Origin of the sequence: Methylocella silvestris BL2, from assembly GCF_000021745.1 — a bacterium.
Classification (GTDB): domain Bacteria; phylum Pseudomonadota; class Alphaproteobacteria; order Rhizobiales; family Beijerinckiaceae; genus Methylocapsa; species Methylocapsa silvestris.
This window is the reverse complement of sequence record NC_011666.1, coordinates 2,579,251-2,598,511: the sequence shown is the minus strand read 5'-3', so window position 1 is coordinate 2,598,511 and position 19,261 is coordinate 2,579,251. Positions and strand designations below refer to the sequence as shown.

The following is a 19,261-nucleotide window of genomic DNA, read 5'->3' as shown; positions in this document are numbered from 1 at the left end:
AGCCTCGAAGCGTTGCGCCTGCGCCCTACGCGTCCAGTTCGGAATAGTGCCGGAAAATGCCATCCTCGTTGAAGGGAATGCGGCGCGGGCTGGCAAGATAGGCGCTAAGGCGCGGGCGTTCGGCGACCGCCTGCCGCAGCGCCGCGACCCGCGGCGCCTGTTTCAGCGTCCCCTTCATCGCTTTCGGAAAAGCGTAGGAGAGCCCTTCGACCAGCTGAAACAGCGACAGATCGGCATAGGTCAGGCGCTTGCCGACGAGAAAGCCGCCGGGATTGCGCGTCAGGACGGTCTCGAACCAGCCGAGAAATTTGGGAATGCGGGCGCGCCGGAACGCTTCGGCGCGGCGGCGCGCCTCCGGTTTCTGGTCTTTATAATAGAGCTCAACGTCGATCGGGTGGTGCGTGTCATGCGCCTCGGCCACGGCGTCGGCGATGGTGAGCTGGATCTGATGAACCCATAAGCGGCCGGCCTCCGCCCGTGGGGCGAGGCCGAGCTTTGGGCCCAGATAGAGCAGGATCGCAGCGGTCTGGCCGATCAGGACGTCGCCGTCCTTCAGAAAAGGCGGCGCGAAGGGCGGCCGATCGGCCTGCTCCATCACGTCGATCAATGTCGCGATGCCGTTTTCGCCGCGCGCGACGTCGACATAATCGGCTCCGGCCTCTTCGAGAGCGAGACGCACGAATTCGCCGCGGCCCTGAATCTCCGGCCAATAATAAAGCTTATAAGCCATCAGAAGCCTTCCGACTGCACGCCAAAGCCGAACGTCGAAAAGCAGCGAGGGTTTTTCGGGCGGCCTCACTTTGTAAAGTTTTGGAATCGACCGCGCTTCATAATTTTGGACCGATTGGACCCAAAATCATCGTGATCGGGAAAGCGCGCCGCCGTTCGCCCGCGCCGCGCTATTTGGCGACGAAATAAAAGCTCTCGCCCGGCAGCGAGCCATAGGTGAAAGGCTCCTGCCGCTGGTTGGTCGCCTGCCGCACCTCGTCGCGGATCTGCCGGAACAGCATATTGATCTCAAGCTGAGGCTTGACGATATTGCGCAGGAAAGCCTGGGTGAAGGGGCTGTGATCGCCGTCGCCGTCCTGCGCGACCTGCCCATCGCGCGCCGCATAGGCGACGAGGGTGCCGCCCTCCGGCTCGACGCGGGCGAAGCCGCGGCCGATGGAGCGGGAGGCCATGGTCCGCTGCATGCGCGCCGCGAACGGATTGTCGCGGCAGGCGTCGAGAATGACGAGCCGCAGCTTCTTGGCGCGCTCCGTCGCGATCAGGACGCGCTCGAGGGTGATCGCTTCGTCCTGCACGTCGCGGTCGGCCCGGAGCTTTGCGTCGACGGGAATGAGATAATTGACGCCGCCGATCTCCAACCCATGGCCGGCGTAATAGACCACGGCCCAATCGGCGGTTTCGACCTTGTCTTCGAAGGCGCGTAGCGCGGCCAGGAATTTTTCGCGCGTCAGATCCTGCTCGGCGAAGACGGTCTGGAAGCCAACCTTGCGGAAGGCCGCCGCGACCGCCTGGGCGTCGCGCTGCGGATTGGGCAGCGTCGCGACCTCGCGATAGCTGGAATTGCCGATGACGAGCGCGACGCGATTGCCGATCGGCGGCGCGAGCGCGGCGCTTTTGGCTTGCGCCGCCTCGACGACGGCCTTGGCGCGCGCCTCGACCTCGGCTTTTAGCCGCGTGTCAAATTCGGCTTTCGCCTGCGCCTCATAGGCGGCTTTCGCCTTGGCGTCGGCGTCGGCGCGCGCGCGGGCTTCGGCGGCGGCCTGCGTTTCGAGCCGCGCCCGGGCCGCCTCGGCGGCGACCTTCGTGCGGGCTTCCACCTCGGTCTTGATTCGGGCCTCAATGGCGGCCGCCTGCTGCTCGGCCTCGGCCTTGGCGCGCGCCTCGGCGTCGGCTTTCGCCCGCGCATCGGTCGCGTCGGCCACGGCTACGCCGGCGACGATCTTGGCGCTGGAGGCTTCGCTCGCCGCGAGCGCGGCGAGGCGCGCGCGGGCCTGATTCTGCGCCGGCTTGGCGAGGGCGGCGTCGGCTTCGCCGGGCAGGCTCAGCGCCTTCTGGTAATCGGCCTTCGCTTTCGGCAATTGGCCGGCTTTCTCGTAGGCCTGGCCGCGGCCGGCGTAGGCGGCGACGAAATCGGGCGCGACGCGAAGCGCCTCGGTAAAATCGGCGATGGCGCGATCGCTCGAGTCGCGCGCGAGAAAGACGTCGCCGCGGAAGCTGAGCGACACGGGCAAGCGCGGATCGATCGAAAGAGCCTTGTTGAGATCGCCGAGCGCGCCTTCAAGGTCGCCGCTGAGCCGCTTCACCCGGCCGCGCTGCGCGAAGGCGAGATCATATTTCGGCCGGAGCAAAAGCGCCTCGTCGCAATCGGCGATGGCGAGATCGAGCTTGCCCTGATCGGCATAGACAAGGGCGCGATTGACATAGCTTTCCGGCGTCGCGGCCAGCTCGATCGCCTTGTTCTGGTCGAGCAGCGATTTTTCGAGATCGCCCTGCAGGCGGCGCGCTTCGCCGCGATGGCTGAAGGCTTCGCCATTGCCGCCGTCGACCTTGATCGCCGAATCATAATCGGCGATCGCGCCGAGGACGTCGGCCTTGGCGAGCCGCGCATCGGCGCGCTGCACATAGCCCTTGGCCTCATTGGGCGACAGCTTGATGAATTCGTCGAAATCGGCGATGGCGCGATCGGGCTGATTCTTCAGGTAGCGGGCCTGGCCGCGATTGTAGAACGCCTTGGCGAATTTGCCGTTGAGCCGGATCGCCTTGTCATAGTCGGCGATCGCCCGGTCATATTCGCCCTTGTTGACGAGCGCAGCGCCGCGCGAATTGTAGAGGTCCGGCGATTTTGCGTCGATCCGGATGGCCTGATTATAGTCGGCGATCGAGCCGTCGTAATCGCCCTCGATCTGGCGCGCGAGGCCGCGATTGCGATAGGCGTCGATCGAGTTGGGATTGCGGTCGAGCGCGCGGGAAAAATCCGCAATCGCGCCTTCAAGGTCGCCCTTGCGCACCTTGGCGACGCCGCGATTGTTGAGAAGGCCGGGCGTCGCCGCTTCGTCGGCAGAGCTCTCGATCAATCTTGTGCAGGCGGGAATGCCGGCGTCGGGATTGCTAAGCGAATGATTGCAAAGCTCGAGGTCGCCGTCAGCGGCGAGGGCGCGCGAGCCAAGCGCAAAGGGGGCGGCGAGCAGCACGCTGCACACGAACACGAGAATGCGGCCGATAATCATGTCCAAGCTCCGGCGGAAGACGGCGCGCGCATGAGGCGGGAAATCGAAAAATGACCGCCCGATGATCTTGCCGCGCCTGTTCTCCGAAACCAAGCATAGGTGGACACGCTGTGCATAAATGTGCGTCCCGGCACTCCAGACGCGAAGCTGCGCAAAGAATAGATCAGTGTTGTTGCAGATACAACACAGATCACGTGTTCGTTATGGTCTATTGTTCGGCGCAAAGCAGGGGAGCTTGTGATGCGCAGGACCAATTCGATCGCCATGAAAGTCGCGGCGTCAGCCGCCGTGTGGTTCGGAGCAGCCATCACTGCGCAGGCGGCGTCTTTTTGCCCGGCGACAGTCACACAGCAGAATGTGGTCCAGACAAGACAGGTTTGTGTGACGCGCGATAGCTTCGGCAATTGCACAGAGTTCAGAACGGAAACCTTTGTGGCGCCAGCCACATTTTCCGGTTTTTCCGCGCAGCCCGTCAACGGGCAGTGCACCAATAACGGCCAGGGCCCCGACCCGGCGGCCTTCTCCGGCGCAGCCCTAGCGAGCCAGGCGCTGAGCGAGCTGTCGCAATCGACGACGCAGGAGACCGCACGCAGCGCCGAAAATTCGATCACCAATCGGCGCGACGAAGAGCGGGAGCGCTGCTCCGCCGGATTCTCCCGTGTGAATGGCGCCTGCGAACCCATTGCCGCTCCTGCCGCCGAGCAGGTCGCGCCTCCTCCTCCGTCGCCCGCGCCGGCAAAGAAGCACGCCGCGAAGAAGAAAGGTAAAGCCGCCGTCGCCGAGGTCGAGGAAGCTCCTCCGCCGCGGTCTGCCCCGCCGCGCGCGCATCCGAAAGCGACTTTCGTCAGCAAGGACGGATTTGTTCCGCCGCCTCCGCCACTTGAGGCACCGTTCCGCTACAGCGTTTGGGGCCAGGTGTTCGGCGAATATGAAAAGCGTAACGCCAGCGGTTTTGGGGCCATCAGCGGACCGGATTTCAATGGCGGCGCTCCGGTTGGAGTCAATACCACCGTCGACAGCAAAACCGGCACGGTGGGCTTCCAGGCCGGCCTCGACTATACGGCGCACGGCCTGTTCGCTCCGACCGACGGCGTGATCGTCGGCGCGCTCGTCGGCTATATCTCGTCCACGCTCAATCTGGATACGGTGTCGGCCTCGTCGAACCCCGCTATCGTCGGCACCGGAACGACGCATCTCCACGCCAAGCTCGACGGGCCCTCGCTCGGCGTTTACGGCACTTATTTCTCCGGCCCGTTCTCGGCCGACATCCTCGCCAAATTCGACCTTCTGAGCCTCGATCAGAATTTCACTGACAATCTCGCCTTCGCCGGACCGTTCGGACCGTTCTCCTCGACCTTCTCGGGCCAAGGCTCGGCGAGCCTCCTCAACTCGACGGTCGCCGGCAATCTCAACTATCGCTTTGACGTCTATCCGAACTTCTGGTTCGAGCCGACCGTCGGCGCGCAATTCACGGCGCTTGGCTATGGCGGCGGCGCTGCGGCCCTCGGCCTTGAAAACGGCAATCAGGTGATGGTGCAGGGCGGCGCGCGCGTCGGCACGGCCTCGGTCTTTGATAAGGTAATCATCAAGACCACGCTGACCGGCCTCGCCTATAGCGACGTCGCCGTCAATGGCGGCTTCATCCCGGGCGCCTCGTTCAATGGCAACAACATCCTGGCCGACGCCGATCGCGGACAGGTGCGCGGGCGCGGCATTCTTGCCTTCAATCTGGATTTCGGCCAGGGGCTCACCTCTTTCGTGCTCGGCGACGTGCATGGCGGTCAGGGCCTGTTCGGCGCCGGCGGCCGGGCCGGCATCCGCTACCAGTGGTGAGCGGCTCGTGGCTGGCGGGCAGCTGGCCGCGCAGGGAGTTCGTCGCCGCGCAATCATCGCCGCGATTCTGTGTTTCGCGGCGAGCGGCGCGCGCGGGGCCTGCTCCGGCCATGACCTCTTCCCGCTGATCGAAGAGAAGGCGCCGGACGCTTTCGCCGCCATAAAGGCGCAGGCCGCCGAGACGCCGTTTGGTCGCGGAACCCTGTTTCGCCTCAGCGACGGCGCCAATGCGCCATCCTATCTGTTCGGCACGCTCCATCTTGCCGATCCCCGCGTGACGGATTTTCGTCCCTCTGTCGTCGAGGCGCTCGCCGCATCGAAAACGCTCGCCGTGGAATCCATCGAGACCGGCGCGCGGCTGGCGAGCGTGATCCGCAAGGATCCAAAGGCGATGCGCGCCGCCGTGCAGGCGGAAGGCGCCGATCGCGCCGCGGACCTGCTCGATCGAACGGATTTTGCCGCGCTCAGGGCGCTTGTCGCCGCCGCCGGAATGAAGGCCGCCGCCGCCGGCGAGCTGAAGCCGGCGGTTCTCGCCCTGCTGCTCGATCTTCCCGCCTGCGCGCGCACAAACGGCGCCCGGCCCTACGCCGACCAGCGCATCGCCGCGATGGCACGCGCGCGCGGGCTTAAAGTCGTCGGCCTCGAGACCATGATCGAGCAACTCGACAGTCTGGACGGACTGCCGCCGGACGAGTCCCGCGCATTGCTGGTCTCGACGCTGCGACAGGCGAGCGAGGCCGAAGACGTCGTCGAGACGACGATCGCCCGCTATGTCGAGCAGGAGACCGGCGCGCTTCTCGCCTGGATGCGCTCGCCCGATTTTATTCCCGGCGTCGCGGGCGCGGCGACGCCGGCGCTGTTCCTCGACCGCCTCATTTCGGGCCGCAATCAGCGCATGGTGGCGCGCGCCACGCCGCTGCTTGCCGAGGGCGGCGTCTTCATCGCCGTCGGCGCGGCGCATCTTCCTGGAGAAGACGGCCTGCTGCGGCTGTTCGAGAAACAGGGATTTGCGGTCGAACGGGTGGAGTGAGAACCGGCGTCAGGAGGCGTGAGCCATATGACGCCGGATCAAACAAAAGGCCCGCGAGCCGCGCCGCGGGCCTTCCATGTCTGGATCAATTATAGATCAGGATTTTCTGCCAGAAGTCGCATTTGTGGGCGGCTGCGAACTCCTTGCCCGTGAAGGTCGTCTGCACCGGAATATTCTGGGCGAGATAATAGCTGCCGGGCTTCCCCTTGTATTGCGGCCAGGGGTTGTTTCCCTGTCCGTTGGGATTGCCTGTCCAGGCGAAATTGGTCCAGGCGCCGGTCATCTGATCGGCAAGAACCTGCTGCTTTTTGTTCAGATCGTGAGCTATGCCGTCGGGGCCGCCATGAAAGAGCGGAAACAGAAACTGGATATCGGCGGTGTGATAGGCGAGCGGGAGGAAGCCCGGCATTTTGGGAAAATAAAAGGGCGCCGTTCGCTCCTGGAACTCATAGCCGTAGACGGGCGTCTGACTTGCAAGAAGTTCGCTCGCGTAGAAACTGCGGCAGGCCGACACATCGGTCGTGACCGCATCCATCGCCAGTTGCGGCGAGGCATAGGCGTTGAGAGGATAGCGCGCCAGAACCTTGTTGACGGTTCCCGCAGGATAGGCGGGCGGCGAGCCCCCCGGCCCGGCGTTGCCGCTGTAGGTCGACGTCACGAGATTTTTGAAGTCGTCTTCGGTAAAAGGCGTGCGCGGTTTCTTGAAATATTCCGTAATTCCGAGGGTGAAATTGGCTTCGTCCTGCACCGTGCCGTTCATGACCGGCACCTGGTTGAACTGGCCTGACTGGAAGGATGACGTAAACGACCGCGGCAGGATCTGGCCGTCTTCGACCAGATAGGTGATATAGGGCCCATTGCCCGTTTGCGTTCCAGATAGCGCCTCGACCTTCTCAGCCGGGAGGTTGCGCAGGCACTGCGCGGTCGCCGAGTCAGCCCCCGAACCGCATCCCGCCGCAGCCGCGAAGGCGACGCCTTTGGCTTCGGCGACGGCCAGCGGCGCGAGCCCGCTGAAATAGCTCACGCCGCTTTGCAGGATCGCGCGATGGAACAAGCCGGCGGCGAGGGGCGAAATCATCTGGGCGGCTGTATTGGAGGCGCCAGCCGATTGACCGCCGACGGTCACATTATTCTTGTCGCCGCCGAAAGCCGAGATGTTGCGCCGTACCCAATTGAGGGCGAGCTGCTGGTCAAGAATTCCGTAATTGCCGAAAAGATGACCTTCTGCGTCGAGCGCCGGATGCGCCAGAAAGCCCATCAGGTTCAAGCGATAGTTGATCGTGACGACGACGACGTCGCCCTCCGCGGCGAGCTTGCCTGCGTCGTAATCATTGCTTTCGCCATCGACATTTCCGCCGCCATGGATCCAGAAGATGACGGGAAGCTTTGTGCGGCTCGCTGGATCAACATTCGGTGAGAACACGTTCAGATAGAGGCAGTCCTCATTGTTGTTGGCGGGTCCTGCGAACAACCCGAGCGTGGTGATTTGCGCGCATGTCGGGCCGAAATTCTTTGCGTCCAGCACATCGGTCCAGGCGGCGTGTTTTTTCGGCGGCCGCCAGCGCAGATCGCCTACAGGCGGCTCGGCGTAGGGTATTCCGAGAAACACCGCCACCCCGCCAGTCTTGAGATAGCCCTTTACGGGTCCTTCCTTGGTTTCGACGCGAAAACTATTGTCGGCCTGCGCCGGGGCGTGCGAGAGCAAAGCCCCCGCTGCGACGATCAAACCCGTTGCTAAAGTTCTCTTGGCGAAACACGCCGCCGCGCGTATGCGCAGCCATGAAAGCCGGGACATCCGTTTCCCCCCATTTGCTTTTCGCTCACGTTCGGTGAGGTGGGGGAGAATAGTCGTCGGTCTGCGGGGCGATCTTCCACGAAGTTCCGCCGCCTACAATAATTTGGATATCTTGCTTGCTGCGGCGCGCCGGCATTGAACGCGGCGCCAGCGCAATCTCAATCCGCGAGCGCGCGGAACCGGCGTGGCTCGTAGCCGCGTTCGAGCAGCGAGGCCAGCGGATAGACGTTGCGGCAGACGCGGCCGTTGCAGCCGCCGGGGGAGGCCTCGAGCACCTCGGCTTTGCGATCGGCCGTAAATCCCATGAACAGCATCACATGCGAGCCCGGCTTGTTCAGCGCGTCGCCGGGCTTCAGATCCCACGGATTTTGAAGCAGCGCCGCGATCGAGGGGATGGCGGCGGTGGTGAAATGGGTCGAAAGGCCCCAGGCCGCGCTGACGAAGGACGAGCAGTCGACTCCGACAACGTCGTAGCGCGGATCGTTGCGCGTGCAGACATTGCCGGCGAGGGCGCCGCGCGAGACGCGCGCCGCAAATTGCGGCAGCGATCCCTGACAGCCCCAGCAATAGGGCACGCCACGCACATCCTGCCCGGCGCGGCCGATGAGATAGCCGGGCCGTCTGATCCGGTTGAATCCCGAGCATTGCGCGTCGGGATCGGGGCCGTAAGTCGCCGGCGTCAGGCGCCAGGTGAAGGCCTCAAAGGCGAGGCCTCTTTGCGTGATGCTCGCGCGGGTCACGGGACCAATGGCGGCGATCGCGCCCTTGCCGAGCTTCGCCAGCGCCGCATAATCGGGCGAGGGCCCGCGCATATCGATGGTCTGACCAATTCTCATTGGCTGGAAGCCGACGCCGATGACGTCGACGACGCCCTTGCGCGTGCGCAGGAAATAGATGTCGCCTTCGGGCGAGACGGTGACGAAGCGGCGCGAGAGCGCGACATTTGGCGTCAAGGGCAGTTCATAGACGCCCTCGAACGCCCCGGTCGGGCTGAACCGCGCGATAAAGGTCGAGGCGCCGATGCCCGCAACGGGCGGAATGTTTTCGGCGAGCACATACATGCGGCCGGATCGATCGACGTCCAGAAACTCGACCGCCCCGAATTTGTCGCTTACTTTCATCGCGAGCTTGGCGAAGGGCGTCGAGGCGCCCTGCTGACTGACCTCGATCCGCACCGCGGCGCCTGTCTGGTCGGGCGTGACCGTCACAGCGATGGGCCCTTTGCCGCGCGAGGCGACGAGCTGGCGGGTCCGGGCCGGCGCGGCGGAGATGGTTCGGGTCGCCGGGTCGGTTTCTTCGGAGCCCATTTGCGCGAACATCGACTGGGTGGTTTCGTCGACCGCGCCGCTGCTTTGCGCCAGGCTGCGGGTCAGACCGCCGCCGCCCTCGCGCGCTTCAAGCGCGATCGGCTTGCCGTCCCAGACATAGATGCCGCCGTTGGCGACGATCAGATCGGTCGGATCGACGCCTTGCGGAAGGGCGAGCGAACGGGTGCGTTCGCCGGGCGCCTTGGGCTCGAAGCCGACGACGCGGCTGTTGACCTGATCGAGCAGGAGAATCTCGCCATTTTCGCCGGCATAGATCGCCTGCGGGCCGGCGATTTCGGTATCTTCCGCCGCGTCGACGACGCCGACGGAGTTTGGTCCGAACCCCGCCTTGAATTCCTTGACCACGGAATCTTTGCCGACAGATTCCTTCACCGCCGAATCCTGCGCAAAGGCAAAAGACGCCGCCAGCGCGAGGCCGGCGGCGATCAGAGCGGCACGAAAAAACGGTCTAATCGCTTTCACAGGATCATCGCCTTGAATGGGCGCGCGGGGCGGCATGGCTCCCTCACGTCGCGGATCATACGCGAAATTCGCTCCGCGCCGGTGTGCTGCGTCACTCTCGCGCCCCGTGGCATGTCCCGCGAACCGGGAGCGGCCGCGTCATTTCACCGGACCGGTGATCGACGATTGCGATTTCTTCTCCTGCGGCCCAAGCTTAAATGCCTTTTTGCTAAAGTCGACGAGCTCGAGAAAATACATCGTTCCCTTGATGTCCTTGCCGCCGTCGGACGGCTTGCTGTCGGTCTGAATTGTCGCTGTGAACTCCACGGTCTCTCCGGCTGCGGTCTTCAAGTCGCTGAAGTTGCAGTTGATGTGTCGGTCCGTAACATCCATCTTGAGCGTCGCCGTCGAGCCCGCGGGTCTGCTGATCAATCCGTCGAGGCCGATTTTTTTCTCGAAGGTATGATGGTTGAAAGCCGGAACGTCGTGATGGCCGAATTTCTTGGGGGTCGTAGCTGCGTCTTTGGCGCATTGACCTTTTAGCGAGGAAAAAAGATACCAGGCGAGCTTGGTTTCCTCGTCGTCGAAGACGGCGAAGACAATGCGCGTTTTGGATTGATCGCCACAGGCGACCGAATAGCCAGCATAACCCGATATACGAAATGTGACTCTAGACATAATGCTCTCCCTCACGGCGCCGCTCCTAGGCGCCTTGGATACGGGGGTGCTTCTTGTCGCGAATTTTTCGCGCGGCGCGTGCGGCTCTGCACAACCTGTTCCCGGAGAGCTGTAGAGAGTGCGTGCGCCCGTTCAAAAATATTTGAATATCACCAGGCGCGCGCCGCACGGCGCAAGATCATGTGGCGCCGCCGGTGATCAAAATTTGCGAATCCTTCCCCTGCGGGCCGAGATGAAACTTTTTCTCGTCAAAGGACGCCGTTTCCAGAAACAACACTTTGCCCTCGATGTCCTCGCCTGCGCGCGAGGGTTGTGAATCCTGCTGGGTTCCAAAAGGAAAAGTAACGACCTCCCCGGCTTTGGTCTTCAGCTTGTCAATACGGTAGCCGATCATGCGCGAGGTTTTGGTCGAGTCCATATTAAGGGTCGCGTAAGTCCCTTTTGGATTCTGGGCCAATTCGTTCATCGCGATTTTTTTCTCGAACGAATGCGGGATCGTCCGCCCGATATCGGTGCGATAGCCGAATTTCACAGAGGCGGGCGCATCGTTGGCCGCGCATTCCTTCTGCGATTTCTTGTCGGCGGTTGAGGTGAACAGATACCACGCGACCGTCGTTTTTTCATCGTCGATCATGCCGAACACGACGCGGGTTTTCTTATGATGGCCGCAATCGACCTCATAGCCGGCCTGCCCGGAAAACTTGACGCGCATTCTGTCCGTCATAACTTCGCCCTCTTCAAAATTCGAAGTCGTCGTCGCTCCGCCATTGTCGAGGCAGAGGCTCATCACACAGCCGGACGCGCCCGGCTCCGACGGGAGCTTCAAACCACGCCGCCGGATATTTTGATCTTCGAGTCTTTTCCCTGCGGGCCGAGATGAAACGTCTTTTCGTCGAAAGGTCCTGATTCCAGAAACAGCACCTTGCCTTCTATGTCTTGATTCGCTCTCGCTGGCTTTGAGTTCTGCTGAAAGCCGAACGGAAAGGTTACGACCTCTCCGGCCTTGGTTTTCAATTTCGCGATGCGGCAGCCGATCAGGCGCGATTTGTCAGTCGCATCCATGTTGAGCGTTGCGAAGCTTCCCTTCTTGTCGGCAAGGCCGTCCAAGCCGATTTTCTTTCGGAACAAGACCCGAATGTGCCGTCCGACGTCCGTACGAAAGCCGAATTGTTCGGTGACGAGCACATCTGTCGTTTCACATTCTTTCTGTGATTTCTTGTCGGCCGCCGAGGCGAACAGATACCAGGCGATCGATGTCTTCTCCTCGTCGAAAATTCCGAACACCACGCGCGTTTTTGTGTGGTGACCACAATCCACTTCATAGCCAGCCTGACCCGAAGCGCGAAAGAACACATCGTCCGCCATAAAAACCTCCCCGGAGTTGATCGTCGAACCAGCGACCAACGGAAATCAACATGAGGAGCAAGATGCAGCAGCGACGCCAAGGCGTCTGTTCCCTAGGGTACAGCGGCGCAAAAGAACGCCTCGCGGCTGGCGGCCGATCAATATTTTCCGATCAACAGGATCTTTAGATCCTGCGCCGGCGTAAAATTCTCAAGCTTCGCCTCGAAGGCTGTCGGTGAAATCTTTTTCACATTGTCGAAGCAGAAGCTGACCAGCCGGTCGGGCTTGCCCTTGTCGACGATGAGGTGAAAATTCTTGATCGGCCCGGACCAGTTCGCGCCGGTCTTCAGCACATAGGCGATGCGCCGTTCCTGCAGCCGCGCTGTATTGGTCGGCTCCGAGCCGGCGATCTTGTCGAGGCCGCGGAAAAAATCATCCGGCAGGCAGTAATCCTTGCGGTAGCGCTCGACGGTTGGGCCCATGCCTTCGGCGTCGCGCAGCGCCTTGCGGAGCGCGGTGTCCTGGCTGGCGCCAAGGCTTGTCCTGTAGCGATGCTCGACATTGACGCTGGAGCCCGGCGGGAAAACCTGCTTGCGGGTGAAGGCGGTGGTCGCGGTCCAGGCCGGCCCGTAGAGCGCCTCGCCCGTTTCGCTGGTCCCGGCCGGAATGAGAAGACCGGCATCGATCAGCGCGGTCCTGGCCTCCGGCGTGATGGCGGAGATTTTCTGCTGCGCGTCGGCGCCAAGAAGCGCGATGGGCAAGCCTGACGCGCGGACAGCGGCGGTGACGTCGCGGGCGCCCATTTTCGCGCGCTGGACGACGTCGAATTTGATCGGCTTGCCGTCGATCCGGGTTTTGAAATCGACGAAATTGACGGGATCGGCGCCTGGAATAGCATAGGCGGAATCCTGATCCGAAAGATCAAGGTCGGGCAGTGGAAAGCCGACGTTGAGCGTAACCGGCGCTTGCGTCTGGTTGAGGAAGCGGTAGTTGACGGTCACCGTTTCAGGCGTGATCGTCAGCGTCTCTTCCTCCATCGACACATCCGGCGACTGCGTGAAGGTGACGCCGCCAACCGCAAGCTCGACTGAACTGTCGTTGGCGGCGGCTTTCGGCATGGTCGCCGCCAAGGCGACGGCGCAGGCGAAAGCCCGGCCGAGCGCCGCGCGCGCGCATGCTTCGTTTTTCGCCTTCATGTGCCAATCCTGCTAATGCGCCGGCGCCGTCTTTGAGGTAAGTCTCAGCCGCCAATCATGACCGTCGGCAGGCCCATGACGATCACGCCGCCATGCACGGTGGGGTCGCCGATCCGCGCCGCCATGAGGCCGCCAATCAGGACGCTGGTCGATCCCATCGCGATCATGTCGGGCGGTCCGACGCAGGTCGCAAGATCGGTGACGCGCGCGGCCGGCAGGCCGCCGATCAGCACATTGATGCAACAGGGCGGCAGGATCGGGCCGCCGACATGCGGCACGACTCCGGTCACGGCGGGACAGACATGCATATCGGTCAGGCGGGCGGCGGGCGGCATGGCGTCTCTCCGATAAGGCTCCAAATCCTGCGACGGGTCCGACGGCTCAAAAGCGCATAGTCGGCGTCTTCGTTCAATTGCTTTTTACGAGGGCAGGCGCTGTGCGGCCCCGCACCGAGCTTTGAACCGGATCGGCGTTGGAGTAAAATCGCAGCGCCCGTTCAATTGAGGCGGTTTTCTGCATCAGTCGGAATCTTGCGGAAATGAGCGTCATGACGGAGTCCGGGTTTTCTTATGCACGCGCTTTTGGCGCGATCAGGCGGATGGGCTTCGGCTGCGCCGTGCTGGCGGCCTGCGTCCCGGGCCTCTGCGCTCCAGCCTTGGCGGACGCCTGCGCCGCGCGCCTCGATTCTTTCAATCGGTCGGTCGACGCCGCCCCGAATGAGGCGGCGCAGGCGCAGATCGACGCGCTGGTCGGCGACCCGAATTGCGGCGGCTATATCATCCCGGCGCAGCGCCGCCTCGCCGCCGCGCGCCTCGCCGCCGCGCAAAAACTGATCGCTGGCGCCGCGCCGCAGAGCGCCTATCTCAATTTGATCGTTGCGGCCGACCAACCCGCCGTCCTCTGGCAGGCCGCGGCGACCCTGGCCGAGATCCGCTTTGGCGACAGAAACTTTATCGAAGCGGCGAAAGGCTTCGACCGCGCCATCGAAATCGTCAACAATGAGACGATGACGCCGCGCGATCCGGGACGGCCGACGATCGAAGGGCTGTTGCAGCGGGCCGCTGCGGCGCGCCTCCTCGCCGCCAACGCCGGGCAGGGCAAATCCGGCTATGTCATGACGGCGACGCGGGACGGGCGGCTTGGCGGGATATTCTCGCCTCGGGTCCGAGGCGTCGTGCCCCGCGCGGTGCCGATGCCGATCACCTTCGAATACCGCTCCGCCAGCCTGACCGATGAGGGCCGCCAGGCGGCGGATGAGCTCGCCCGCGCCATCCGGGAGCAACAGCCGCAGATCGTCCGCCTCGTCGGCCACACCGATCTGCGCGGCGGCCCGGAGTACAACATGAAGCTCTCCGTCGCCCGCGCCGAGGCCGTCGCGGCCTATCTGAAGGAAAACAACATCGCGGTTACGGTTGAGCCGGAGGGCGTCGGCGCCGCGGAGCCGCTGCAATTGTCGGACGCCAGCGGCCTCACTCAGGATGACGTCTACGCCCTCAACCGGCGTGTCGAATGGCGGCGCGAATAAGATGAAAAAACTCCGCTGTCTTCTTGCGCCGGCGTGGCTTGCGGCGATCCTCACGGGAGTCCCGGCGGCTTATGCGGCGCCGGCGCCGGTCGCCGTGCAAAATCCAAGCGAAGTCCACGCCATTGTGGTCGGCATTGACCAATATCAGCACCTTGCCCAGCTTCGGGGCGCCGTGGCCGACGCCAAGGATATCGAAGCCTCGCTGCGCGTCATGGGCGTCACGGACATCGCGGCGCTCTACGACGACAAGGCCGACCGCGATTCGATCCTGAAGGCGGTCTATGACCTCAGCGCGCGGGTCAAGCGCGGCGATCTTGTGATCCTGTCGATTGCCGGCCATGGCGCGCAGGAGCCGGAGCGCGTCAAGGGATCGGAGGCGGACGGCAAGGACGCCGTCTTTCTGCTTGCCGGATTCGAGCCGGCCGGCGCCGGCACGCGCCAGCGCATTCTCGACAAGGAATTCAATCATCTGATCAAGATCTTTGAATCGCGCGGCGCGCGCGTCGCCTTCGTCGCCGATTCCTGCTCCGGCGGCGGCCTCGCTCGCGAAGTCGATCCGCGCGGCGAACAGCTGATCTACCGCGCCGTGCCGACCTACCAGATCACCGAAGACGAGCTGAAGCCGGTGTCGTCGCCGTCCGACGCCTTTTCGACCGAGCTCGATTTCGACCGCTCGATTTTCCTCGCCGCCGTCGACAAGCACTCCAAGGCGCCGGAAGTGAAGGTCCCGGGCGTCGAGGGCTATCGCGGCGCCTTGAGCTACGCCTTCGCCCGCGCGCTGGAAGGCGCGGCCGACGCCAATGGCGACGGGAAGATCACGGTCGAGGAGCTGTTCGCCTATGTGCGGCAGGTGACCTATCAATTATCTGACCAGCGTCAGATGATCGTCTCGGCGAGCCCGCCGTCCGTCAAGGCGAGCGTCGAGCCGGTGGTGGAGCTGACGCGCTCTGTCACCTATATCGCGCCGCCGAGTCCTTCGCCGACGGGAGCCTTGTCCGCCCGCATCGGCGCGGGCGCGGGCGTCAATCTGCCGCCGAAGAAGCCGACGCTCGCGGTCGAGCGGCCGGTGCGCATTGCGACGCTCGACGGCTCCAATACGGAGCTGATAGGTCTCGCGCCGCTGGAGGCGAAATTCGAGATCGTGTCGCCGCGCCAGAATCCCGAGCTGGTGTGGGATCCGAAATCCGGCGACGTGATCGCGGCGGGCGACGTCATCGCGCATGAGGTCAGCCGCGACGATCTGCCGGCGGTGATCGATCGCGCTGCCGCCATCCGCGCCTTGAAGGCAATGGCGACGCGATCCGTGCAGCCGATCCTGCTCATGCCGGACAGCAAGCTACACCGCCTCGGCGCGCAGGTCGACGTGTCCATCGATCAGCTGAGCGATCGATCGCTGATCATGTTCAATATCGCTGGCGACGGCACGGTGCAGCTTCTCTACCCGCAGAACGCCGCCGAAGCGGGCCCGATGGAGAAGCCGCAATTCCGCCTGCCGATCAAAGTGCGGGCGCCCTTCGGCGCCGATCAGATCGTCGCGATCTCGGCGCCGGATCGCATGCCCGAGCTCGCCCAGGCGCTCGGCCGGCTGAACGCGCGCCGCACCGCGGGTCAACTCGTCAAATTCATCGCGCAGAATTCGGACGCGGATATGCGCGTTGGTTCGGTCGGCGTGTTCACCTCGCCCTGAGCGGTGGAGATGATTTTGCAAACGGAAGGGCGCAATGGCTAGTCTTGATGCGGTAAAAGGCGCGATGATCGTTGCCGTCTTTCTCTCCGCGGGCGGCGCATTGGCTGAAGGCGTCACCCGTGCGGTGACGGTGGTGACGCCGTCAAAACAAGAGCAGCTCGATCCTGACAATTCAGCAGGCATGACGATCGACATACTGCCGGGCGAAGAGTTTGCGATCGGCTCCAAGGTCGGATTTCGCGTCGGCGCGCAAAAGCCCGGCTATCTCGTTCTTGTCGATGTCGACGCCTCCGGCAAGGTGACGCAGCGCTATCCCAATCTCTATTCGATGGCGCTGCCGGCGGGGGCGAGCGAAAAGGCCAATCTGGTTCAGCCGGGGCGAATCGTGTCCATCCCCGACAATTTCAATCCCTTCGCGCATTTCGAATATGTCGCGGAGGCGCCGGCCGGAAAGGGCATGATTCTGGCTCTGCTCAGCCCGAAGCCGGTGCATGTGGTCGATCTGCCCGACGTGCCGCAGGACATGGTCGGCACGCGGGCGGCGGTCGCGTTTTTATATGATGCGGCGAAGCGTCTGCGCATTGCCGATCGCGACGGCAAGGCGCCGCTTGCCGATCCGAACTGGTCGTTCGCGGTAAAGTCCTATTCGATCACCCCCTAGGCATGATCTGAAAGAATTGCAGACTTAAATTGAGGTGAAGAGCGGGAAGCGATTGAGCTTGAACGCCTCCCCAACGCCCTCTTCGACCGGGATGCGCTATGACGAACCCCTATGATCTCGTGCGCTATCCCAACTGGCCGGTGTCGGAGACGCATCCGGCAAGCCTCAACACATTCGCGAGTCTTTACGGGCGTCCTGCTGCGCAACTATCGGCGTGCCGCGTGCTCGAAATAGGCTGTGGCGAAGGCGTCAATCTGATGAGCATGGCGGTTGGCGCGCCAAAATCGGAATTCGTGGGAATCGATCTTGCCGAGGCCCCCGTCGAGATGGGCCGCACGATGGCGCGCGCGGCGGGGCTCGCCAATGTAACGCTCTTGGCGCGGGATCTCTGCGAGGATACGTCTGACCTCGGCGAGTTCGATTATATTATTGCGCACGGGGTCTATGCCTGGGTTCCGGCCGTCGTGCAGCGGGCGCTGATGCAGGTCGCCGCCGAGCGGCTCCGTCCGGACGGCCTGTTCTTCGTCAGCTACAATGCGCTGCCGGGCTGCCGGCTGCGGCAGGCGTTGCGCGATCTGATGTTAAGCCGCGCGCAAGGCGTCTCCGATCCGATCGAAAGGCTCGCTATCGCGCGCGAGGCGCTCGCACGCTTTGCGCAAACTTGGTCGGCCGACGATCCGTTCCAGAACGCTCTGATCGGAGAGGCGCGCGACATTTTAGAGCGCCCGCGCGCCCGTGCTATACCACGACGAACTGGGCGGGATCTATGCGCCGCAGCTCGTGAGCGAAGTGGTCGCCGCGGCTCACGCCGAAGGCCTCATCTATCTCTGCGACGCAAAACAAAGCCTCAGTTCTGAAATCCTGTTTCCGTCGGAACTGCAAGCAAGCGAACCTCGCGCCGATTTCGCTGATTTTGAGCAGACGCTCGATTTCGCTACGATGCGCCGCTTCCGTCGCTCGATTTTCCGGCGCGGTGGCGCGATGGATCGGCGCCTTGAGCCGGGCAGGCTGCGTGGTCTGTGGGCGAGCGCCGAGATAACGCCGCTGGACAGCGCTTCCGGCGATCCAGAGGACTTCGCTTTCAGGGCCGGGAATGGGGCTGAGTTCACGACGCGGGATCAGCGCTTCGCAAGGCTTCTGACACAAATGGGCGAAGCTTATCCGCAGAGCCTTCAGCTTGATGGGGAGGACTGCGAGGCAGCCCACGCCGAACCGCTTCTGCGGCTCTTCACCGCCAAGATCGTAACGCTCCTGACGGAGCGGCTAGCGTTCACCTTGTCGCCTGGCGAGCGTCCTCGCGCCAGCCCGCTCGCCCGCGCGCAAGCCGCGCAGGGCGACGCCTTTCTCGCTTCATTGCTTCACAAGCCGGTTCGGATGGAGGACGCCACGGCCCGCAGTTTCGTCGCGCTACTCGATGGAAGTTTGACGCGCGATGAACTCGCCCACAGGATGGAGCGCAAGGCTGGCGTCGAAGGCCCGGCGGCGCTGGCCCGCACCCACGCCGCGCTTGCCGACATGGCGCGGCTCGGGCTTTTGATGGCGTGACGCAGCGCCGGCCGGCGCTGCTCAGGACTCCGCTTTCGTCGGCCCGCCGATCGCCTGGTCGACAGCGTCGCTCTTCTCCATGACGGCGGATGCGCTGGCGAGCTCAACCGAGCCGCGTGCGATTTCTTCGCGCTGCAGGCCGATGCTGAGGTCCGAAGCGTAGGGGTCTTCACTCGGATTTTGAGTCATGCGTCCGTCCATGACGTAATGCTCGCCAATATCGTCCGAGGCGGCGCCCTGCCTGGCCGAGAAATCCTGCAGAAAGGCCTCGCGTTGACGCGACCGGAAGGGCGGCGCGGGCAGCTTCCCCAGCGGTTGATTTTGGGCGAGCGAGGCGACGCCCTTGCGGACAGTATCGAAGTCGTAAAGCTGCTTGCCCCGACGCGCCAGTCGCGATGTGAAATCATCAGCGACGTCGTCATGAACCTTGACGAGATCTTCCTTCAAGACGCCGATGAGGTCGGCGCACATATTGACCTCAAGCGCCGTGCCAGGCTTTTGCCGCTGGATGAAGCTTTGCAGACGCGGCTCTACGCGCAATTTGGCCAGGCGCTCGATCGGACCGTCGCCATAATTGACCGCGCCCGGCTGCACGAAATCCGTTGCGGCGTCCGTCGACCAGAGCATTTTGCGCAGCGCCGGAGGCGCGGCGATCCGCGGCGACACGTCGATGCTGACGCCGTTGACATAAACTCCGCCGATGGCGCGATGGGCCGCGGTGTAGCCCGGGCCGCCCGGAAAATCCTGCACGGCGGCGCCGCCGAAGGAAATATAGTCGGCGTCGCCAATCTTGCCGCGCGATTTGAGCTTGAGCAACATGAACGCCTGCCCGGCCAGCGATTGCATGCGGCCCTGCGCATGCGTCGTCAAACTGTCGAACTGGTGGAGCGAAGGCCAGTTTGGAAAATCGCGTATCGGATGCCCGCCCGGAACCGGGCCTACATAACGTCTCGACATGGCAT

The 19,261-nt window shown here is 63.5% G+C and carries 17 protein-coding genes; 7 read left to right on the top strand and 10 right to left on the bottom strand.

Features of this window, described 5'->3' with window-relative positions; translation table 11 throughout:
- Window positions 1–25 precede the first annotated feature (25 nt).
- Together MSIL_RS12175 and MSIL_RS12170 are read right to left on the bottom strand one after the other, a co-directional pair.
- Entirely contained in the window at window positions 26–730 is a 705-nt protein-coding gene (locus MSIL_RS12175) for a glutathione S-transferase (RefSeq protein WP_012591382.1), read from the bottom strand.
- Between the two features lie 169 nt (window positions 731–899).
- On the bottom strand, window positions 900–3,236 hold the full coding sequence (locus tag MSIL_RS12170) for a tetratricopeptide repeat protein (RefSeq protein WP_012591381.1): 2,337 nt from the start codon (window positions 3,234–3,236) through the stop codon (window positions 900–902).
- Window positions 3,237–3,476: 240 nt separating this feature from the next.
- On the opposite strand from MSIL_RS12170, the gene MSIL_RS12165 reads away from it, so the two are divergent.
- The gene (locus MSIL_RS12165; protein WP_012591380.1) at window positions 3,477–5,069 is read left to right on the top strand and encodes an autotransporter outer membrane beta-barrel domain-containing protein; all 1,593 of its coding nucleotides are present in this window, start codon (window positions 3,477–3,479) and stop codon (window positions 5,067–5,069) included.
- Window positions 5,070–5,076: 7 nt separating this feature from the next.
- Window positions 5,077–6,099 (top strand): TraB/GumN family protein, encoded by a 1,023-nt coding sequence (locus tag MSIL_RS12160; protein ID WP_012591379.1) that lies wholly within the window; start codon window positions 5,077–5,079, stop codon window positions 6,097–6,099.
- Window positions 6,100–6,184: 85 nt separating this feature from the next.
- Here MSIL_RS12160 and MSIL_RS12155 read toward each other — a convergent pair whose 3' ends face one another.
- The 7 genes from MSIL_RS12155 to MSIL_RS12125 all read right to left on the bottom strand — a co-directional run bounded on the left by MSIL_RS12155 (window position 6,185) and on the right by MSIL_RS12125 (window position 13,216).
- The gene (locus MSIL_RS12155; protein ID WP_244406122.1) at window positions 6,185–7,825 is read right to left on the bottom strand and encodes a carboxylesterase/lipase family protein; all 1,641 of its coding nucleotides are present in this window, start codon (window positions 7,823–7,825) and stop codon (window positions 6,185–6,187) included.
- 227 nt (window positions 7,826–8,052) lie between these two features.
- Complete coding sequence (locus MSIL_RS12150) at window positions 8,053–9,684, bottom strand: hypothetical protein (protein ID WP_041369071.1); 1,632 nt, start codon at window positions 9,682–9,684, stop codon at window positions 8,053–8,055.
- Window positions 9,685–9,822: 138 nt separating this feature from the next.
- A complete protein-coding gene (locus tag MSIL_RS12145) occupies window positions 9,823–10,341 on the bottom strand; it encodes a hypothetical protein (RefSeq protein ID WP_012591376.1) in 519 nt (172 codons plus the stop codon).
- A 178-nt stretch (window positions 10,342–10,519) separates the two neighbouring features.
- The gene (locus MSIL_RS12140) at window positions 10,520–10,975 is read right to left on the bottom strand and encodes a hypothetical protein (protein WP_244406278.1); all 456 of its coding nucleotides are present in this window, start codon (window positions 10,973–10,975) and stop codon (window positions 10,520–10,522) included.
- A gap of 188 nt (window positions 10,976–11,163) precedes the next feature.
- Window positions 11,164–11,706 (bottom strand): hypothetical protein, encoded by a 543-nt coding sequence (locus tag MSIL_RS12135; RefSeq protein ID WP_012591374.1) that lies wholly within the window; start codon window positions 11,704–11,706, stop codon window positions 11,164–11,166.
- Window positions 11,707–11,843: 137 nt separating this feature from the next.
- Window positions 11,844–12,881, bottom strand: a complete 1,038-nt coding sequence (locus MSIL_RS12130) for a DUF4424 domain-containing protein (protein ID WP_012591373.1) — start codon at window positions 12,879–12,881, stop codon at window positions 11,844–11,846.
- Between the two features lie 44 nt (window positions 12,882–12,925).
- Complete coding sequence (locus tag MSIL_RS12125) at window positions 12,926–13,216, bottom strand: PAAR domain-containing protein (RefSeq protein ID WP_012591372.1); 291 nt, start codon at window positions 13,214–13,216, stop codon at window positions 12,926–12,928.
- Between the two features lie 203 nt (window positions 13,217–13,419).
- Here MSIL_RS12125 and MSIL_RS12120 point away from each other — a divergent pair, with 203 nt between their 5' ends.
- From MSIL_RS12120 to MSIL_RS12100, 5 genes are all read left to right on the top strand, one after another.
- Window positions 13,420–14,406, top strand: coding sequence for an OmpA family protein (locus MSIL_RS12120; RefSeq protein WP_049768164.1), 987 nt, complete (start codon window positions 13,420–13,422; stop codon window positions 14,404–14,406).
- 1 nt (window position 14,407) lies between these two features.
- A complete protein-coding gene (locus tag MSIL_RS12115; protein WP_012591370.1) occupies window positions 14,408–16,093 on the top strand; it encodes a caspase family protein in 1,686 nt (561 codons plus the stop codon).
- Between the two features lie 34 nt (window positions 16,094–16,127).
- Window positions 16,128–16,754 carry a DUF4384 domain-containing protein gene (locus MSIL_RS12110; RefSeq protein ID WP_012591369.1) on the top strand — a complete coding sequence of 209 codons (627 nt, stop codon included), beginning with the start codon at window positions 16,128–16,130 and terminating at the stop codon, window positions 16,752–16,754.
- 98 nt (window positions 16,755–16,852) lie between these two features.
- Window positions 16,853–17,611, top strand: a complete 759-nt coding sequence (locus MSIL_RS12105; protein WP_012591368.1) for a class I SAM-dependent methyltransferase — start codon at window positions 16,853–16,855, stop codon at window positions 17,609–17,611.
- Window positions 17,535–18,299: a methyltransferase regulatory domain-containing protein gene (locus tag MSIL_RS12100; RefSeq protein WP_187148732.1), complete on the top strand. Its 765-nt coding sequence runs from the start codon at window positions 17,535–17,537 to the stop codon at window positions 18,297–18,299. Before MSIL_RS12105 ends, MSIL_RS12100 begins: the two co-directional genes overlap by 77 nt.
- 21 nt (window positions 18,300–18,320) lie before the next feature.
- On the opposite strand, the gene MSIL_RS12095 is transcribed toward MSIL_RS12100, so the two are convergent.
- Window positions 18,321–19,256: a hypothetical protein gene (locus MSIL_RS12095; RefSeq protein ID WP_148213084.1), complete on the bottom strand. Its 936-nt coding sequence runs from the start codon at window positions 19,254–19,256 to the stop codon at window positions 18,321–18,323.
- Window positions 19,257–19,261: the final 5 nt, after the last annotated feature.

Bases quoted from the DNA above. Each gene is read 5' to 3' on its own strand.
- MSIL_RS12170 (WP_012591381.1), bottom strand. From the start codon at position 3,236: ATGATTATCGGCCGCATTCTCGTGTTCGTGTGCAGCGTGCTGCTCGCC.
- MSIL_RS12165 (WP_012591380.1), top strand. From the start codon at position 3,477: ATGCGCAGGACCAATTCGATCGCCATGAAAGTCGCGGCGTCAGCCGCC.
- MSIL_RS12135 (WP_012591374.1), bottom strand. From the start codon at position 11,706: ATGGCGGACGATGTGTTCTTTCGCGCTTCGGGTCAGGCTGGCTATGAA.
- MSIL_RS12095 (WP_148213084.1), bottom strand. From the start codon at position 19,256: ATGTCGAGACGTTATGTAGGCCCGGTTCCGGGCGGGCATCCGATACGC.
- MSIL_RS12120 (WP_049768164.1), top strand. From the start codon at position 13,420: ATGAGCGTCATGACGGAGTCCGGGTTTTCTTATGCACGCGCTTTTGGC.
- MSIL_RS12105 (WP_012591368.1), top strand. From the start codon at position 16,853: ATGACGAACCCCTATGATCTCGTGCGCTATCCCAACTGGCCGGTGTCG.
- MSIL_RS12140 (WP_244406278.1), bottom strand. From the start codon at position 10,975: ATGATCGACGATGAAAAAACGACGGTCGCGTGGTATCTGTTCACCTCA.
- MSIL_RS12115 (WP_012591370.1), top strand. From the start codon at position 14,408: ATGAAAAAACTCCGCTGTCTTCTTGCGCCGGCGTGGCTTGCGGCGATC.
- MSIL_RS12130 (WP_012591373.1), bottom strand. From the start codon at position 12,881: ATGAAGGCGAAAAACGAAGCATGCGCGCGCGCGGCGCTCGGCCGGGCT.
- MSIL_RS12145 (WP_012591376.1), bottom strand. From the start codon at position 10,341: ATGTCTAGAGTCACATTTCGTATATCGGGTTATGCTGGCTATTCGGTC.
- MSIL_RS12110 (WP_012591369.1), top strand. From the start codon at position 16,128: ATGGCTAGTCTTGATGCGGTAAAAGGCGCGATGATCGTTGCCGTCTTT.
- MSIL_RS12125 (WP_012591372.1), bottom strand. From the start codon at position 13,216: ATGCCGCCCGCCGCCCGCCTGACCGATATGCATGTCTGTCCCGCCGTG.
- MSIL_RS12175 (WP_012591382.1), bottom strand. From the start codon at position 730: ATGGCTTATAAGCTTTATTATTGGCCGGAGATTCAGGGCCGCGGCGAA.